The sequence below is a fragment of the Pseudomonas umsongensis genome, assembly GCF_002236105.1.
Lineage (GTDB): Bacteria > Pseudomonadota > Gammaproteobacteria > Pseudomonadales > Pseudomonadaceae > Aquipseudomonas > Aquipseudomonas umsongensis.
The window spans coordinates 161,826-179,533 of sequence record NZ_NIWU01000004.1; the positions used below are offsets into that span (position 1 = coordinate 161,826).

Sequence of the window (17,708 nt, forward strand, 5' to 3'; positions counted from 1 at the left end):
TTAACGACCACGAACCGCTTGTTCCAGCTCGGCGAAGCTTGGGCGGTGCGCCGGGTACAGGACTTTGCGCCCGAACTCCACGGCCAGCGACGGCGGCATGCCGGAAGCGGAAGCCACCAGCGAGGCCTTGATAGCTTCGTAGACGTTCAGCTCTTCCTTGGCATCGTGGGCCAGGGAATGCGCCAGCGGGCCGAAGAAACCGTAGGCCGCGAGAATACCGAAGAAGGTACCGACCAGTGCCGCACCAACGTGCAGGCCGATGGACTTCTGGTCGCCCTCACCCAGCGAGGCCATGGTCACCACGATACCCAGGACCGCCGCGACGATACCGAAACCGGGCATGGCGTCGGCAATACCGTTCACCGCGTGGGACGGGTGCTCCAGGTCCTCCTTGAGGCTGTAGAGCTCCATGTCGAACAGGCCCTCCAGCTCGTGGGGCGCCATGTTGCCGGAAGACATGATGCGCAGGTAATCACAGATGAACGCGGTCATGCGCTCATCCTTGAGGACCGTCGGGTACTTGGCGAAGATCGGGCTCGCCGCGGCATCTTCGATGTCCGCTTCGATGGCCATCATGCCTTCGCGGCGGCTCTTGTTGAGAATCTCGTAGATCAGGCCCAGCACTTCAAGATAGAAGGCATGGCTGAAACGCGAACCGAACATGCTCAGGGATTTCTTGAGCACGTGCATGGTCATGTAACCAGGGTTGGCCTGCAGGAATGCACCGAGGGCCGCACCACCGATGATCATTACCTCGAAAGGCTGGATCAGGGCGGCAATCTTGCCATGGGAGAGCACGTATCCGCCGAGCACGCTCGCGAATACGACGATGATGCCGATAATTTTAGCCATAGGTAGGAGAGCACTTACTGAGTCGGGTTCAAGGTCATATTCGGAAGTTAAAAAATCTCTTCTTCTACTTATCGGCAAAACTGCGCCAGACTATAGCCAGTTCAGGCGAAAAGCTAATTTGACCCCCTCCGGGCATAGGTATTGTTGACGATGATCGCCTCCAGACATGGCTAAAAACACGAACGCCCCAACGCCAACTCCGACCACGCTCGAAGACTGGGTCAAACTTCTCGACGGTGTACGCCTGCCGGTTCCGCAGGCCAGTCACGACCATGTCTGCCGGGCCTTGCGCGACAGTCGCAGCTCTGTGCGCAAGATTGCCGACTTGATGCAGGACAGTCCGGCCCTGGCCTTGAGCGTGATTCGCGCGGCCAACCGACACAGCCATGGCAGCATGACTGAGCCTGCGGAAAATCTTGAGGTCGCCATCAATCGCCTCGGTTTGAAACGCACCGAGGAGCTGCTCGCGCGACTGCCCGCCATGCCCCAGGGCGAGATTCCCAAAGCCCTGCGCCAGTTGCAATTGATCAGCCAGCACGCCAGCCAACAGGCCAACGGTTTTTTTGCCAGCCGCCTGGCGCGCCTGTGGCAGGACATCCATTGGGGCAGCCTGCTGTTTCTGTCACCACTGTGGCCGTTGGCGCTGACGCATCCGCACCTGCTCGAAGACTGGGAGCTGCGGGTCATTCATAAAGGCGAATCGGCGCGCACCGTCGAAAAGCAACTGTTTGGCGCTCGCCTGCTGGAGATCGGCCTGGCCCTGGTGAACCTGTGGCACCTGCCGATCTGGGTTCAACAGGGCTATCGACTGTTGCTAACCGAGCAACGGGAGCTGGTCAAAGTTCTGCGCATTGCCCGTGACAGCGAGCATCCGCTACGCCAGCAGAACCGCCTGGATGACGACCCGACCCTGCGCCGCTGGCTCAATCAACCGGCCAACACGGTACTTTTAGCCAACGGGCTGGCGCTCTCGGCGCACCATGCCTGGGACAGTCCGCACAGTGAGCGCTGGCAGTACCTGACCAGCCTCTACTTGCAAATACCGATGAGCGAGGTGCAACAACAACTGCACCAGCAAGCCGCCAACAGCGCGCGTTATCACGCCATGCCCGACCTTTGGCATCCCGCTGTCGCGCTGATCTGGCCATGGGGCACGAGCCTTGTGCATGCCAGTTTGCAGCCAGCCCCGGCACCCACCGCCGAAGACCTGGCGAAGTGGCGCAAACAATGCGCTGAGTTGCTGGTCGAGCCGAGTCGCTTCACCAACGCCATCCACCTGACCACCTCTGCCCGCGACGCACTGGTTGCCTGCGGCATGCGCAGGGTGATGATCCTGATGGCCGACCGTACTCATACCCAGCTGCGTGTGCACCAGACGGCTGGGCTGCCTGTCGAAGCATCTGGCCTAAACTTTGTCGTCAGTCAAAGCGCCGTGCTGCAACGCTTGCTCGCGCAACAGGCCCAGGTTCGCCTCACGCCGCTCAACAACGCGCAGTTTTCCGCGTTACTGCCCAACAGCCTGCGCAGCCAGTTCAGCGGCGAACACTTGTTGTTGCGTTCGCTGCTCAACAATGGACGGGTAATCATGATCGTCGTGGCAGACCAGGGTGGCGGGCCATTCTCGGACATCACCCTGCAAGCCTTCGGCAAAACCGCACAATGCATTGAAAAAGCGCTGCACAGCTTTAGCCAGCGCGGCCAATAAGGCTGCGCTACAATCCCCCCTTTTGTGCTCTGGAGACCTCACATGTCTGACTTCTCTGGCTTGCCGCTGGTGATCGAGCCGAGCGACTTGCTCTCTCGCCTCGACGCCCGCGAACTGATCCTGGTGGACTTGACCAGTCCTGCCCGCTACACCGAAGGGCACATTCCCGGCGCGCGCTTTGTCGATCCTAAACGCACGCAACTGGGGCAGGCGCCCGCCCCGGGACTGATGCCACCGCAGGCAGCACTCGAAACGTTGTTTGGAGAGCTGGGGCACAACCCCGATGCCGTCTATGTCGTTTATGACGACGAAGGTGGCGGCTGGGCCGGTCGCTTTATCTGGCTCCTGGACGTCATTGGCCACAGCAAGTATCACTATGTCGATGGCGGCCTGACGGCCTGGCTGGCAGAAGGCATGCCCATGTCAATCCAGATCCCGCCACCCGCTGGCGGCCCGGTTGCGCTGACCCTGCACGACGAACCCACGGCTACCCGCGAGTACCTGCAAAGCCGTCTCGGCGCTGCCGACCTGGCGATCTGGGATGCACGTGGGCCACTGGAGTATTCCGGCGAGAAAGTCCTGGCGGCCAAGGGCGGACACATCCCAGGCGCCGTGAATTTCGAATGGACCGCGGGCATGGACAAGGCGCGTAACCTGCGCATCCGTACCGACATGCCACAGATCCTCGAACAGCTCGGCATTACCCCTGACAAAGAAGTGATTACCCACTGCCAGACTCACCATCGATCTGGCTTCACCTATCTGGTGGCCAAGGCTCTCGGTTATCCGCGGGTCAAGGGCTACGCTGGCTCCTGGGGCGAATGGGGCAACCATCCCGACACGCCCGTAGAGATTTAAGGTTTTTAAGGACAGTTAATGAACAAGCGTCTGTTTATCGTCAGCCAATACCTGCTGCCCCACAACCTGCTCTCGCGACTGGCCGGCTGCATCGCCGAATGCCGCGTGCGCTGGTTCAAGAATGCATTCACCGCGTGGTTCGCCAAGCGCTACCAGGTGAACATGTCCGAGGCACTGGTCGAAGACCTGACCGCCTACGAGCACTTCAACGCTTTCTTCACCCGTGCCTTGAAAGACGGCGCGCGCCCACTGGACGAGACACCGGGCGCGATCCTCAGCCCGGCGGACGGCGCCGTCAGCCAGCTCGGCCCGATTGAGCACGGCCGTGTCTTCCAGGCCAAGGGCCACAGCTTCAGCGTGCTGGAACTCTTGGGTGGCGATGCGGCGAATGCTGCGCCGTTCATGGGCGGTGATTTCGCGACTATTTATCTGTCGCCCAAGGATTACCACCGTGTGCACATGCCACTGGCCGGCACCCTGCGCGAGATGGTCTACATCCCGGGCCGCCTGTTCTCGGTCAACCAGACCACCGCTGAAAACGTTCCTGAATTGTTTGCCCGCAACGAGCGCGTGGCGTGCATTTTCGACACCGAGCGCGGGCCGATGGCCGTGGTGCTGGTGGGCGCGATGATCGTGGCATCGATCGAAACCGTGTGGGCTGGACTGGTTACGCCACCGAAACGCGAGCTGAAAACCTTCCGCTACGACGAAGCCGCACGCGCGCCGATCCACCTGGAAAAAGGTGCGGAGCTGGGTCGTTTCAAACTGGGTTCGACCGCTGTCGTGCTGTTCGGGCCGGATCAGGTGAAATGGGCTGAAGAGCTGGTAGCGGGTTCGCCGGTGCGGATGGGTCAGGGTATGGGCCTGCCGAAGGCCTGATACACACCTTTACTGTAGGAGCGAGCCTGCTCGCGATGAACCTGAGGACGACGCGGGCATTCTGAATGCCCGCGTCATCGTTGACGTCCATCGCGAGCATGCTCGCTCCTACAGGTGTTCTGCGGCGTTACAGCTGGCCGTCGCGGTCGCGGAAGCCCAGCAGGTACAGCACGCCATCCAGCCCCAGGGTGGAAATCGCCTGCTTGGCCGACTGCTTGACCAACGGTTTGGCGCGGAACGCAACGCCCAACCCGGCAATCGCCAGCATCGGCAAGTCATTAGCACCGTCGCCGACCGCAATGGTCTGCTCCAGACGCAAGCCTTCCTTATGTGCCAGTTCCTTCAGCAGATCGGCCTTGCGTTGTGCATCGACAATCGGCTCGATCGCCACGCCAGTCACCTTGCCGTCGACCACTTCCAGCTCGTTGGCAAACACGTAGTCGATGCCCAGCTTGGCCTGCAATTGCTTGGCGAAATAGGTGAAGCCGCCCGACAGAATGGCGGTCTTGTAACCCAGGCGCTTGAGCTCGGCGAACAGGGTTTCAGCGCCTTCGGTCAGGCGCAGCGAGGCGCCGATCGAGTCGAGCACGCCCACATCCAGTCCTTTGAGCAACGCCAGGCGCTCTTTGAAACTGGCGCGGAAGTCCAGCTCACCGGCCATCGCCCGCTCGGTAATTTCCGAAACCTTGTCGCCCACGCCGGCCGCTTTGGCCAGCTCATCGATGACTTCGGCTTCGATCAGGGTCGAGTCCATGTCGAACACCGCCAGACGGCGGTTACGACGAAACAACGAGTCTTCCTGAAAGGCGATGTCGACGTTCAATTCCTGGGCGACACTGAGGAATTCGGCCCGCAGTGCCTGCGGATCAGCTGCTTCGCCGCGCACGGAGAATTCGATGCAACCCTTGCCTTTATCGTCCGGGGTATCCAAAGGCATGCGCCCGGACAGGCGATCGATGTGATCGATGTTCAAGCCATACTTGGCGGTGATCGAGCTCACGGCCTGCAATTGCCCGGCGGTGACCTTGCGCGTCAGCAGGGTCACGATATGGCGTTTTTTGCCCTGGTTGCCGACCCACTGCTGGTAATCCTCTTCGGACACCGGCGTGAAACGCACCTGTTGATCCAGCTCATAGCCCTTGAACAGGATGTCCTTGAGCACCGACTTGCCTTGTTCGGTATCAGGAATTTCAACCAGGATGCCGAACGACAGGGTGTCGTGGATCACCGCCTGACCGATGTCGAGAATGTTCACACCACCCTGGGCCAGAACGCCGGTAATGGCCGCAGTCAAACCCGGACGGTCGACTCCCGTGATGTTTATCAGGACGATTTCGCGCAAGGCGCACCCCCGCAAGTGGAAAAAAACCGCATTCTACCCACATTCAGTGACCATCGGGCACCGTGAGCGCTTTGACGGCCTAGGGCCTGTCGCTATACTGCGCGTCAACTTCACGGACAAAAGAGCCGAGCTCAAGTGAACCGGCCCACGCCAGTAAAAACCGATAACTTCTTTCTGCTGATCTTCCGTGCACTGCGCCACCGCCGTGTACCGATTGCATTGCGCATTGCCAGCCATAACGTGATCCTGGTCGCTCTGGCCCTGGTGATCTACGCCTGCGTGATGGGTTTGCAGTTCAAGCAGGCCATGCACGAGCAGGCGGATGCGCTGGGTGAAAGCCTGACCATGCAGACGGCCACCTCCGCCACCGAGCTGTTGGTGTCCAACGACATCCTCAGCCTCAATGTCCTGCTCAACAACCTGACCAAGAACAAGCTGGTGGCCCACGCCGCCATCTACAGCATGGATAACCGCATCCTTGCCGAGGCCGGCCAGCGTCCCAAGCATGGCCTGCTGGGCGAGGCCGAAGGCATCTATCAGAGCAAGATCACTTTCCAGGACGTGACCGCCGGTCAGCTGCGCATCAGCCTGGACATGGATCAGTTCCAGCAGCCGATGACCATCAGCCTGCAGAGCATGGGGATTTTGAGCGCGATCCTGCTGGCCCTGTCCCTGGCATTGAGCCTGCGCATGGGGCGATATCTCTCTACGCCGCTACTGCAATTGCGGGTGTGGTTGCGCAACATCGACGAATACACCCCGGCCACCGAGCGTAATGACGAGATCGGCGACCTGGCGCGCCAGCTGCATGCCGAATTCGCGCCGGAACCGGCTGAACCGGAGCCCGTGCCAGAACCTGAACTCGACGATGCCGAGGACGACGATGCTGAACCGGGCTTCGAAGTGCGTAACCTGCGCGATCCGAGTTTCGATGAAAGCCGCCCGATGGCCGCGATGAAGGCCGCGCCACGACGTGTCGTCAGTACCGTTGAAGATGATGACGACGATGCGTTCGCCGATCTGCTCGATGATGCGCCAGCAAGCACCGCCAAACCGTTGGGCAAGCCCGTGGCCTCCAGCGTGCCGCAGCACAGCGCCGTTCTGGCCGTACAGTTGGGCTCACAGGAACAACTGCGACGCCTGCCCCGGACACGCCTGGAAGAGTTGCTCAAACGCTACCGCGACTGCCTCGACCAGGCTGCTTCGCTCTACCAGAGCGAACTGCATACCCTGAACGATGGCAGCACGCTGATGCTGTTCCACAACGAAGACAGCGGCGACGATTACCTGACCAACGCCATCTGCTGCGGCGAGCTGCTGCGGGCGCTGGGCCATCAACTGCAGATCGAAGTCGCCGACAGCGGCATCACCTTGCAATTGCAGCTTGGCTTGACCCTGGGCGACGAACTGTTTGGCCTGAGCCAGATCGACCTGTTGCTGACCGACGCCGCGCAGGATGCCCTGGCCCTGTCGCAGCACAGCCGCAACCTGCTGCTGGTGGAACGCAAGATCAATGACGACGCCCTGATCCGCCAGCGCGCACGGATCCGCCCGATCGCCAGCCCTGAAGGCGCCTGCTGCGTGGAGCGGCTGATGGAGCCTTATCCGTCGATGCTCGAGCGACAGCTGGCGCGGATGCACGAACGCCGCGCGTAGCCTTAGCCCCGCTGTAAAGAAGCTCGCAGATGAGTGATCGTCTGCGGGCTGATCGTTCCCACGCTCTGCGTGGGAATGCCTCAAGGGACGCTCCGCGTTCCAGCCTCACCTCATATCCCAACCCTGGCACCGTTGTGACGCAGAGCGTCACGGGCTGCATTCCCACGCAGAGCGTGGGAACGATCAGTACGCAGCAGAAACAACAAAGCCCGCACGAGGCGGGCTTTGTGTTGTACCGGTCCGAACCTAGAAGCGAAACACTTCCATATCCGTACGGATCGGAGCAGCCATCGGGATCTTCGGCTGTTTTTCCTGCTCCGCCGCCGGCGCTGCGGGCTTGGCTGCCGGTTTGCGTGGCGCTTCGGCAATCGGTGGCTGGTTGGCCAGCGGCTTGAGCGCGACCGACAGCTGTTCAGCGAGCTTCTGCAGCAACGCACCCTGCGCTTGAACCTGAGCCGCCGTGCTGCCGGTGTGCTGTTCCTGCAGATGGATGATGCGATTATCGCGCACCTGGCCACGACGGTCGATCAAACGCCATTGCGCATCGAGGATAGCCGGCTGCTTTTCACCCGAATCCAGACGCGTGATCGTCAACAGGACCTGGACATCCGGTGTGAACCCCGTTGTCGCAGGCGACAGCACTACGCGCTGGCTGTCCAGGTGACCGGCCACCTGACGCAGCAGCAGTTGATCGATGTCGGAAGACAGGCTGCCAGCCCAGCGGCCATCGGTCGAGGCTTGCAGGCTGCCATCGGGCTGACGCTGCAGCAGGGTTTCGCGCTGCAGGTAGTCCGCCACGGTTACCGGGCCCAACAAAACCGCCAAGCCCGCGCTTTGCGCAGGCTGGACCGGACTTCCACTGTCCAGTTGGTACAGCGACACCGGCTGGTGAACGCTGCAACCCGCCAGGCCAAATACGCCGGCGAGCATCAAAATAAAAGGAAGGCGCAGAGCAGTCATCGTCCCATCCAGGTGATTGCCACAAGGCTAATCACAGTGAAAATACTCAATAAATGTGAAGAACGCTCGGCCACGCCGGCGCTTGAAAGGCCATATCATCCGTGAATATGCGTTCCGACTCCAGCGCCAAAGCGCCGATCTACGCGTTAAATCGCAGATCAGGCGCTCTAGGACGCTTAATTGAGGTTTTCGACGAGCAGCGCATCTACCCTCTGGAAGCCACGTGGCAATTTGTTACCACGGCGGCCACGTTCACCTTTGTAGTGCTCCAGGTCGTCCGCTTTCAGTGACAATGTACGTTTACCTGCCTGAAGCACCAACGTAGCGCCATCCGGCACAACGGCGATGTCCGTGACATATTCTTCGCGGCTGGCTACGCGCTCACCGGAAATCCCGATGATCTTGTTGCCTTTGCCCTTACCTAATTGTGGCAGATCGCTGATCTTGAAGATCAGCAAGCGACCTTCGGTGGTCACCGAGGCCAGCCAGTTGTGCTCACGATCGGCCACCGCACGCGGCAGAATCACCTTGGCGTTGTTTGGAAGGCTCAGCAATGCCTTGCCCGCCTTGTTCTTGGCCTGCAGGTCTTCACCTTTTACGACGAAACCGTAACCGGCGTCCGAGGCAATGACGTACAGCGCATCATCTTCGGGCATCAGCACGCATTCAAAGTTCGCCCCTGGCGGCGGCGTCAGACGGCCGGTCAGCGGTTCGCCCTGGCCACGGGCCGACGGCAAGGTGTGCGCGGCCACCGAATAGCTGCGACCGGTGGAATCGATAAACACCGCAAACTGGTTGGAACGCCCCGCCGCCAAGGCCTTGAAACCATCCCCTGCCTTGTAGGAAAGCCCGGTGGCGTCGATGTCATGGCCTTTGGCGGAGCGAACCCAGCCTTTTTCCGAGAGCACGACGGTGACTTTTTCGTTCGGCAGCAGATCGTGCTCGGTCAGCGCCTTGGCTTCAGCACGCTCGACGATTGGCGAGCGACGGTCGTCGCCATAGGTCTCGGCGTCCTTGATCAGCTCGGTGCGTACCAGCTTTTTCAACTTGGCTTCGCTACTCAGCAGCGCTTGCAGCTTGGCTTGTTCCTTGAGCAGTTCATCCTGCTCGGCACGCAACTTCATCTCTTCCAGTCGCGCCAACTGACGCAGGCGGGTGTCGAGGATGTAGTCAGCCTGGATTTCACTCAGGGCGTATCGTTCGATCAGCGCGGCTTTTGGCTGCTCCTCGGTGCGGATGATATGGATCACTTCATCCAGGTTGAGGTAGGCGATCAACAAACCGTCCAACAGGTGCAAGCGACGCTCGACCTTGTCCAGGCGGAACTGCAGGCGACGACGCACGGTCTGGACCCGGAACGCCAACCACTCGACCAGCAGCGCCCGCAGGTTTTTCAACTGCGGCTTGCCGTCCAGTCCGATGATGTTGATGTTGACCCGGTAGCTCGACTCCAGCTCGGTGCTGGCGAACAGGTGCTGCATCAAGGCATCGTGGTCGAAATTTTTCCGGGCGCCCGGAATGATCACGATGCGGCACGGATTCTCGTGGTCCGACTCGTCGCGCAAATCGGCGATCTGCGGGGCTTTCGATGGTTTTGCCTGCATCATCGCCGCGATCTGTTCCAGCACCTTTGCACCTGAGACCTGATGCGGCAGCGCGGTAACAATGATGTCGCCGTCTTCGATGTGATAAACGGCGCGCATGCGCACCGAACCACGACCTGTTTCATAGATTTTCAGCAGGTCGGCGCGCGGCGTGATGATTTCTGCTTCAGTCGGATAATCCGGCCCCTGGATGTGCTCGCAGAGCTGTTCGACCGTGGCCTTGGGCTCATCGAGCAAACGCACGCAGGCGCCGGCGACTTCGCGCAGGTTGTGCGGCGGCACATCGGTGGCCATGCCCACGGCGATACCGGTGGTGCCGTTCAGCAGGATGTTCGGCAAACGCGCCGGCAACACCAGAGGCTCGTCGAGTGTGCCGTCGAAGTTCGGCCCCCAGTCCGCCGTGCCCTGGCCCAGCTCGCTGAGCAGCACTTCGGAGTAGCGCGACAGCCGCGCTTCGGTGTATCGCATGGCGGCGAAGGACTTGGGATCGTCCGGCGCCCCCCAGTTACCCTGGCCATCCACCAGCGTGTAGCGGTAGCTGAATGGCTGGGCCATCAGGACCATGGCTTCGTAGCAGGCCGAGTCGCCATGGGGGTGGAACTTGCCGAGCACGTCACCGACGGTACGCGCCGATTTCTTGTGCTTGGAATCGGCGTCCAGCCCCAGTTCACTCATGGCGTAGACGATACGCCGCTGTACCGGTTTCAGGCCGTCGCCGATATGCGGCAAGGCACGGTCCATGATCACGTACATGGAGTAGTTGAGGTAGGCATTTTCGGTGAAGTCAGCCAGTGATCGGCGTTCTACACCGTCCAGGCTGAGATCAAGGGAGTCGCTCATGCGGGCCTCATCGGTTCGTTGTCTGGCGCAGCAGCATGGTGCCACCGCGCTGGGTAAATTCAAGTTTGTTCAGCGCGCTCATACCGAGCAGCACTTGATCGCCATCCAGGCCTGGCACGACGATGGCGCGCACATCACGCAACACAATATCGCCCAGTTGCAGCCGGTCGACGCGGGTTCGATAACCCTCGGTGCGACCATTGGCGGTGCTCAGGGTCACCCCGAAGCCTTGTTCCAGTTTCAGCCGCTGCGCCAATTGTGCCGGGATCGCCACATCGGTCGCCCCGGTATCGAGCATGAAATTCACCGGCTGACCATTGATATGGCCGCTGGCAACGAAATGTCCCTGGCCGTTGCCGATCAGTTTCACTTCGACGAAACCATCGCCGAGCTCCGAGCTCACTACCACATTCGGGTTTTGCTGACGCTCTTCCCACTGGCCGAAAAAACGCGTCGCCAGGAACAACGCGGCGCACCAGGCCAAGACCATCAAGACGCGACCGGCACGTTTGCCCGGCGTTTGCTGGCTCATGGCTTGGCACTCCAGCCACCTTCAGGTGCAGCGAAGCGCCAGACGATCGGACGTACCTCGCCATCGGCGCGGGCACCGTTGTTGTTATCGACACCGATCCAGGCACCCTCGGCGTCCACGATCAACGCTTCGGTCAGTGCAAAGCCCTGGGGATAACGACGATTTTCCTGCAATGCCTCATCGGCAAAGGACCAGCAGCGTTCGACTTTGGCAGTCACCGCATCACGACGACAAATCTCGTACGCGTTGCGCTCGAGGGTAAACAACTTGCCGTCGAACCATGACAAATCGGCAAAATCCCGGGGCATCGCTCTGGCGCTGGGAAATTGTGCAGGTTGCATTTCCTTTCCCCCTTCACTCAACAGCACACAACCGCCGTCGCAGTCCCACACGGTTTGCTTGCGCTTGATCAGTAGCAACCCGCGACTCTCGCGCTCGGCAGCCAACCACAACTGGTCACCTTGCGGATTGATCGCCAGGCCTTCGAACAATGCATTGAAACGCAGCAACAGCCCACTGGCCCGGGCCTCGCGAACCATGATCGGCGAAATCTTCAGCCAGGAGGTCGGTCCGGTTGGCGGAATTTGCAGCACCGCCGCATGGGACTCACTAACCACGTAGCGATTTCCGGCGCTGTCGCAGGTGATCCCTTCGAAGTCCAAGTCACCGCCACGCACGAACGACGACACCCAGGCCCGCGAACGCAACCCCCAGGGCAAGCCGCTGTCGGGTACGGGCGGGACACCGATGCCCACCGCTTCCGCGTGCCAGGCACCCTCGCCAGTCTCCAGGCGGTAGATCTGATCGTCGTCGCGGTCGGAGACTGTCCACAGCTCGTTGCCGCACTGGGCCAGCCCGGACAGGTTGCCACCGCGCATGCCGTCCACGGCATGTTCGGACAACAGGCGCAACTGCGGTGTCGGCTTGGCAGACACCGTCATCGAGGTCAGCAGCAACGCACACGCCAGGGCAAAGCCCAGCCGCATCAGCCCAGCACCTCCGCCAGGTTGCCCTTGGACTCCAGCCAGTTCTTGCGGTCACCGGCGCGCTTTTTCGCCAGCAGCATGTCCATCATTTCCGAAGTCGCGGCGAAATCCTCACCGAGGGTCAGCTGCACCAGACGCCGGGTATTGGGGTCCATGGTGGTTTCGCGCAACTGCGGTGGGTTCATCTCACCCAGGCCTTTGAATCGAGTGACCTGCGGCTTGCCGCGTTTCTTCTCGGCCACCAGGCGATCGAGAATCCCGTCGCGCTCGGCTTCATCCAAGGCGTAGTAGATCTCTTTGCCCAGGTCGATACGGTACAGCGGCGGCATGGCGACGTAGACGTGACCAGCGTCCACCAATGGGCGGAAATGCTGGACGAACAATGCACAGAGCAGCGTTGCAATGTGCAGCCCGTCGGAGTCGGCGTCAGCGAGGATGCAGATCTTGCCGTAGCGCAGCTGGCTCATGTCCGCGGCGCCCGGATCGACGCCAATGGCCACGGCAATGTTGTGCACTTCCTGGCTGGCCAGCACTTCGCTGCCGTCGACTTCCCAGGTATTGAGGATCTTGCCGCGCAACGGCAGGATCGCCTGGAACTCTTTGTCCCGCGCCTGCTTGGCCGAACCGCCAGCGGAATCACCTTCCACCAGGAACAACTCGGAACGCATCGGGTCCTGCCCGGCGCAATCGGCGAGCTTGCCCGGCAATGCCGGCCCCTGGGTGATGCGCTTGCGCTCGACCTTTTTGCTGGCCTTCAGGCGACGACCGGCGTTGCTGATCGCCAGTTCTGCCAGCGCCAGACCGGTTTCCGGGTGGGCGTTGAGCCACAGGCTGAAGGCGTCCTTGACCACGCCAGAGACGAACGCCGCCGCTTCCCGGGACGACAGACGTTCCTTGGTCTGCCCGGAGAATTGCGGCTCCTGCATCTTCATCGACAGCACAAAAGCGATGCGCTCCCAGACGTCTTCCGGCGCCAGCTTCACACCGCGTGGCAACAGGCTGCGGAACTCGCAGAACTCGCGCATGGCGTCGAGCAAGCCTTGGCGCAGGCCGTTGACGTGAGTACCGCCCTGGGCGGTCGGGATCAGGTTGACGTAGCTTTCCTGCACCGCGTCGCCACCTTCCGGCAGCCACAGCAGCGCCCAGTCCACGGCTTCCTTGTTACCGGCCAGGCTGCCGCAGAACGGCTCGTCCGGCAGACGCTCGAATTCGCTGACGGCATCGACCAGGTAGGAACGCAGGCCATCTTCGTAATGCCATTCGACTTTCTCGCCGCTGGCCTTGTCTTCAAAACTGACCAGCAACCCCGGGCACAGGACGGCCTTGGCCTTGAGCACGTGCTTGAGGCGGCTGATGGAGAATTTCGGAGAATCGAAGTATTTCGGGTCCGGGGCGAAGAACACGCTGGTCCCGGTGTTGCGCTTGCCAACCGTACCGACGATTTCCAGCTCGGTTTTCTTGTAACCGTCGGCGAAGGTCATCTGGTATTCGTTGCCGTCACGTTTTACACGCACCCGGACTTCGGTCGACAAGGCGTTGACCACCGAAATACCCACCCCGTGCAGACCGCCGGAGAACTGGTAGTTCTTGTTGGAGAACTTGCCGCCCGCATGAAGCTTGGTGAGGATCAGTTCGACGCCCGAAACGCCTTCTTCGGGATGGATATCCACTGGCATGCCACGGCCGTCATCGCTGACTTCCAGCGAGTGATCGGCGTGGAGGATGACCTGCACCGATTTGGCATGCCCGGCCAAGGCTTCGTCGACACTGTTGTCGATGACTTCCTGGGCGAGGTGGTTCGGCCGACTGGTATCGGTGTACATGCCGGGGCGTTTACGCACCGGGTCGAGGCCCGAGAGGACTTCGATGGCGTCGGCGTTATAAGAGCTAGCGCTGGGAGTGGCCATGGGGTCTCGTCGTCAGTCTTTCATTGAAAATAGGGGCAAGGTTTCACAGCGCGGTGAAATCAATCGCCTGGTACAAATCTGCGCCAATGCCGGCAAAACTCAGCATTGCCGGAAGCCGCTCGGCGAAACCCTGGAAACCATGGTCGCCACCCGCCTGGATGCGTAAGGCACAAGCCCGGTAATACTGCTGGGCAAGGCGATAGTCCAGCGTTTCGTCACCGGTCTGCAACCATACCTGATAGCGCTGTGGGTCCTGGGGTGCCGGCACTTCCAGCTCGGCGAGGGCCGTCACGTGGTCGTGGGTCATTTCCCAAGTCTGTTCGGTATACAGGTTTTTCTGTGTACCCAGGAACCCGTCGAACATCCGATGCGGGCTGACGGCAGGGTTGATCAACAGGGCTTTCAAGCCATGGCGCTCGGCCAGGTGAGTCGCATAGTAGCCGCCGAGTGAGCTTCCGACCAGCAGCGGTCGTCCGAGCGCTTCAATCGCCTGCTCCAGCTGGCCAATGGCCTCGCGGGGATGGTGATGCAGGGCCGGCACACGCAGATGGTCGCTCAAGCCCAGGCGCTCCATCACGTCACTCAACTGAGTGGCCTTTTTCGACGCCGGCGCACTGTTGAAGCCATGGATATAAAGGATCGAGCCGGACATTTGAACTCCCTGAGCGTCGGGTGAAAAGAAGCGGAGTTTACAGGGAAAATCAGATGACCTGTGCAGGGACAGCCTTTGCCTCACGATATTTACGCGGGCGTACCGGGCCCAGCCCGGAAGTCCATCCACTTTGGAGCATAGACTTTAGGGCATCGATTTTATGTCGTCATGACACTCCCCACCTGACAAACATAGCCATTTTTTTCCGCTTGAGACGCTCGCTGCTCCTTTTCATTTTTCTCACGTATTACTTCGATAAGTTTTTCAGTAAGCATTGAAGGAGAAACTGGCAGCGATAGTTGATGATGAATGCCTAAACGCTCCGGGGTGCCCTGAAGGAAGACAGTATGGTGAAGAGGGTGATACTCATCATTCAGGCGTATCCTTTGCCCCTCGTCGCACATTTTTCTATCGTGTGGCATTGAACCTTGTGGAACATGAATATCGTCCCTGACAATAACTTTATTTATTTCCTGCCTGACAAAACCTGTAGAAACCACGTTCCCTACTGAAACCAGAGCAGACATTAAAACCCGGACACCATTATTTTCTGCATTCACTTCACACGCATTAGTAATGCACTGACGGTCAACACCTGCATCATTAGCCTTACACATACTTCGAGATGTTTGCTGCACACTCAAAGTATTCTCAGAAAGCACTGACGCCCTCTGAGAACCCGCACCCTCGACGGTATGCTCTGAAAGAACTTGATTACTTGATATGACTGAATCAAACCGAGATGACAGCATGCTATTAAACCTAAATCCGCATTCAAAAGTAACAGACCCTACTGTCAATATTAATTATGGTGCAACTCCATAATAATAAGTAAATTTCTCATAGGGGGCAGTCCTGCCCCAAGAGACTCAGAATGAAAGCGCGCCTGCGGATTCCCCAATAACAAACAACTCAGTAGCCGTTTGATCCGTAATCCACCTGAAAATTGAACCCGGTCACCCGCTCCACACCGGTTTCAAGCCGCCCATCCGGCAACAGCCGTAACCAGCGATACCCCGGAGCCTGCTCTCCGACCTTGAAATCCTCACTGCCCGGTTCGAACTGAATGCAGGTCGATGGCGAGGCAATCAGACGCACGTTGTTACGCAATTGATCGATTTCCTGATGCACATGCCCCCACAGCACGGCGCGCACCTGTGGAAAGCGATCCAGAACCTCAAAAAAAGCTTCAGGATTACGCAGCCCGATGGGCTCCATCCACGCACAGCCGATCGATACGGGGTGGTGGTGCAAGCACACCAGATGGTGCCGCTCCGGTGCTTCGCTCAATGAACGAGCCAGCAGTTGTAACTGTTCGTCCTGCAAATACCCCGGCACCGAGCCGGGTACTGCCGAGTCGAGCAGTGTGACCCGCCAGTTGCCGATATCCACCACCGAGTCCAGCAAAGCACTTTGCACCGCGGCCTCGGCCATGATTTGCGGCTCGTCGTGGTTGCCGGGAATCCAACGGGCCGGCGCGTCGAGCTGCCGGGTCAATTCACGAAACTGCTGGTATGACGCAAGAGTACCGTCCTGGGACAGATCGCCCGTGGCCAGGAGCAGATCGATCTGCGACTGCTGCACTCGCACCAATTCAATGACTTTTTGCAGACTGTCGCGGGTATTCATGCCCAACAGCGTGCCGTGCACCTCGCCAAACAGATGACTGTCGGAGAGTTGCACCAGGAATGCCGGATCGGCGCTGGTCAATGAGGATACGCTCGGCAAGGTGTTCTCCCAGGGCGTGAACACGGATTGGGTGAGAGACGTGATTATGCTGGGAGACGATCGAAAGGGGAAACCTGTGAACCTGACGCAGTTCACAACTAACGGACGACTTCGTACTCATGCCCCAGTGCCAGGCAATGGCTCAGCCACTCGCCCAGAAACATGTTCAGCTGGGCCTTTTCGTCGGGCTGGTGCATCGAGGCGTTCGGGTAAGGATAGATGCCGCGAAAGCGCCGTGCATGTTCGGCGCTGACCACTTCGGCCATGCACGCGTCGTGATAGACCTGCACTTCCAGTTGCGGCACCGGCAGCCACGGCAGGCTGTGTTCCTGCCGCACCTGCAGGGTCGTGGTGTAGGGACAAACCTGCAGCACTTCCAGCGCCAGCACGCCCAGCATCTGGTCGCCATGGGTCACGGCAATCCGCCGCGCCGCTGGCTCGCTGCGCATGTCCGGCAACAGTCGCATAAGGCGCGCGTAGTTCGCCTCACAGGACGCCTGCAGCCCCACGAGGTCCACCCGATAGCGATCGCGCAACTTGTTTACGACCATAACCCCCTCACTTCAACGCGGTTCAGTGCCAGCCATTGCAAGGCAATGATGCTGGGCGCGTTGGCAATACGTCCGTCGCGTACGGCTTGCAGGGCATCTTCAAACGCCCACACCGTGACGCGGATATCTTCAGCCTCTTCCTCCAGCCCATGCAGGCCGCCTACCCCACTACTATCGCAACGTCCGAGGTACAAATGCACGAATTCATTGCTGCCGCCCGGCGATGGAAAATATCGGGTCATCGGCCACAGTGCCCCAATCACAAGCCCAGCTTCCTCCTGCGCTTCGCGGTGAGCAACTTCTTCCGGTTGCTCATCCTTGTCGATCAGACCAGCGACCAGTTCGATCAGCCATGGATTGTCAGTCTTGCCCATGGCGCCGACGCGAAACTGCTCGATCAGTACCACTTCGTCGCGCTTCGGGTCATAGGGCAGCATGCACACCGCATCGTGGCGCACGAACAGTTCACGGCTGATCTCGCGACTCATGCCGCCGGCGAACAATTCGTGGCGCAAGTGCACGCGATCGAGCTTGTAGAAACCCTCGAAGCACTTTTCACGCCGAACGATATCCACGGCGGTCGGAATGGCTTTGGCAAAATCAGTCATGACTATCCTCTTACTTCAAACCGATACGAGGTTCATTCCCGGAACCTC

16 protein-coding genes are annotated in these 17,708 nt (G+C 60.0%); 4 read left to right on the forward strand and 12 right to left on the reverse strand.

Annotated elements, in window-relative coordinates:
* Complete coding sequence (motA, locus tag PSUM_RS20545) at positions 1–852, reverse strand: flagellar motor stator protein MotA (RefSeq protein ID WP_008063575.1); 852 nt, start codon at positions 850–852, stop codon at positions 1–3.
* A gap of 166 nt (positions 853–1,018) precedes the next feature.
* Here motA and PSUM_RS20550 point away from each other — a divergent pair, with 166 nt between their 5' ends.
* Genes PSUM_RS20550 through asd form a run of 3 tightly spaced genes read left to right on the forward strand, consistent with a single transcriptional unit; the run spans position 1,019 to position 4,294 of the window.
* Positions 1,019–2,557: an HDOD domain-containing protein gene (locus PSUM_RS20550; RefSeq protein ID WP_083350050.1), complete on the forward strand. Its 1,539-nt coding sequence runs from the start codon at positions 1,019–1,021 to the stop codon at positions 2,555–2,557.
* Positions 2,558–2,599: 42 nt separating this feature from the next.
* On the forward strand, positions 2,600–3,415 hold the full coding sequence (locus PSUM_RS20555; protein ID WP_083350049.1) for a rhodanese-like domain-containing protein: 816 nt from the start codon (positions 2,600–2,602) through the stop codon (positions 3,413–3,415).
* Between the two features lie 18 nt (positions 3,416–3,433).
* Entirely contained in the window at positions 3,434–4,294 is an 861-nt protein-coding gene (gene asd / locus PSUM_RS20560) for an archaetidylserine decarboxylase (RefSeq protein WP_020798559.1), read from the forward strand.
* Between the two features lie 127 nt (positions 4,295–4,421).
* Here asd and serB read toward each other — a convergent pair whose 3' ends face one another.
* Entirely contained in the window at positions 4,422–5,636 is a 1,215-nt protein-coding gene (gene serB, locus PSUM_RS20565; protein ID WP_020798560.1) for a phosphoserine phosphatase SerB, read from the reverse strand.
* Positions 5,637–5,771: 135 nt separating this feature from the next.
* On the opposite strand from serB, the gene PSUM_RS20570 reads away from it, so the two are divergent.
* The gene (locus PSUM_RS20570) at positions 5,772–7,292 is read left to right on the forward strand and encodes an AhpA/YtjB family protein (protein WP_020798561.1); all 1,521 of its coding nucleotides are present in this window, start codon (positions 5,772–5,774) and stop codon (positions 7,290–7,292) included.
* Positions 7,293–7,538: 246 nt separating this feature from the next.
* On the opposite strand, the gene PSUM_RS20575 is transcribed toward PSUM_RS20570, so the two are convergent.
* The 10 genes from PSUM_RS20575 to PSUM_RS20615 form a co-directional block, all read right to left on the reverse strand.
* The gene (locus tag PSUM_RS20575) at positions 7,539–8,252 is read right to left on the reverse strand and encodes a PqiC family protein (RefSeq protein WP_083350048.1); all 714 of its coding nucleotides are present in this window, start codon (positions 8,250–8,252) and stop codon (positions 7,539–7,541) included.
* A 176-nt stretch (positions 8,253–8,428) separates the two neighbouring features.
* Entirely contained in the window at positions 8,429–10,696 is a 2,268-nt protein-coding gene (parC, locus tag PSUM_RS20580) for a DNA topoisomerase IV subunit A (RefSeq protein ID WP_020798563.1), read from the reverse strand.
* Between the two features lie 7 nt (positions 10,697–10,703).
* Positions 10,704–11,228 (reverse strand): retropepsin-like aspartic protease family protein, encoded by a 525-nt coding sequence (locus tag PSUM_RS20585; protein WP_020798564.1) that lies wholly within the window; start codon positions 11,226–11,228, stop codon positions 10,704–10,706.
* Entirely contained in the window at positions 11,225–12,214 is a 990-nt protein-coding gene (locus PSUM_RS20590; protein ID WP_020798565.1) for an esterase-like activity of phytase family protein, read from the reverse strand. Before PSUM_RS20590 ends, PSUM_RS20585 begins: the two co-directional genes overlap by 4 nt.
* Entirely contained in the window at positions 12,214–14,121 is a 1,908-nt protein-coding gene (gene parE / locus PSUM_RS20595) for a DNA topoisomerase IV subunit B (RefSeq protein ID WP_020798566.1), read from the reverse strand. The genes PSUM_RS20590 and parE overlap by 1 nt, the downstream gene beginning before the upstream one ends.
* Positions 14,122–14,164: 43 nt before the next feature.
* On the reverse strand, positions 14,165–14,773 hold the full coding sequence (locus PSUM_RS20600) for a YqiA/YcfP family alpha/beta fold hydrolase (protein ID WP_020798567.1): 609 nt from the start codon (positions 14,771–14,773) through the stop codon (positions 14,165–14,167).
* A 158-nt stretch (positions 14,774–14,931) separates the two neighbouring features.
* Positions 14,932–15,525: a hypothetical protein gene (locus PSUM_RS31430; RefSeq protein WP_141195512.1), complete on the reverse strand. Its 594-nt coding sequence runs from the start codon at positions 15,523–15,525 to the stop codon at positions 14,932–14,934.
* 160 nt (positions 15,526–15,685) lie between these two features.
* Positions 15,686–16,501, reverse strand: coding sequence for a 3',5'-cyclic-AMP phosphodiesterase (cpdA, locus tag PSUM_RS20605; protein ID WP_033045661.1), 816 nt, complete (start codon positions 16,499–16,501; stop codon positions 15,686–15,688).
* A gap of 98 nt (positions 16,502–16,599) precedes the next feature.
* On the reverse strand, positions 16,600–17,052 hold the full coding sequence (locus PSUM_RS20610) for a DUF1249 domain-containing protein (RefSeq protein WP_008063540.1): 453 nt from the start codon (positions 17,050–17,052) through the stop codon (positions 16,600–16,602).
* Positions 17,043–17,660: an NUDIX domain-containing protein gene (locus PSUM_RS20615; RefSeq protein ID WP_020798570.1), complete on the reverse strand. Its 618-nt coding sequence runs from the start codon at positions 17,658–17,660 to the stop codon at positions 17,043–17,045. The genes PSUM_RS20610 and PSUM_RS20615 overlap by 10 nt, the downstream gene beginning before the upstream one ends.
* Positions 17,661–17,708 lie beyond the last annotated feature (48 nt).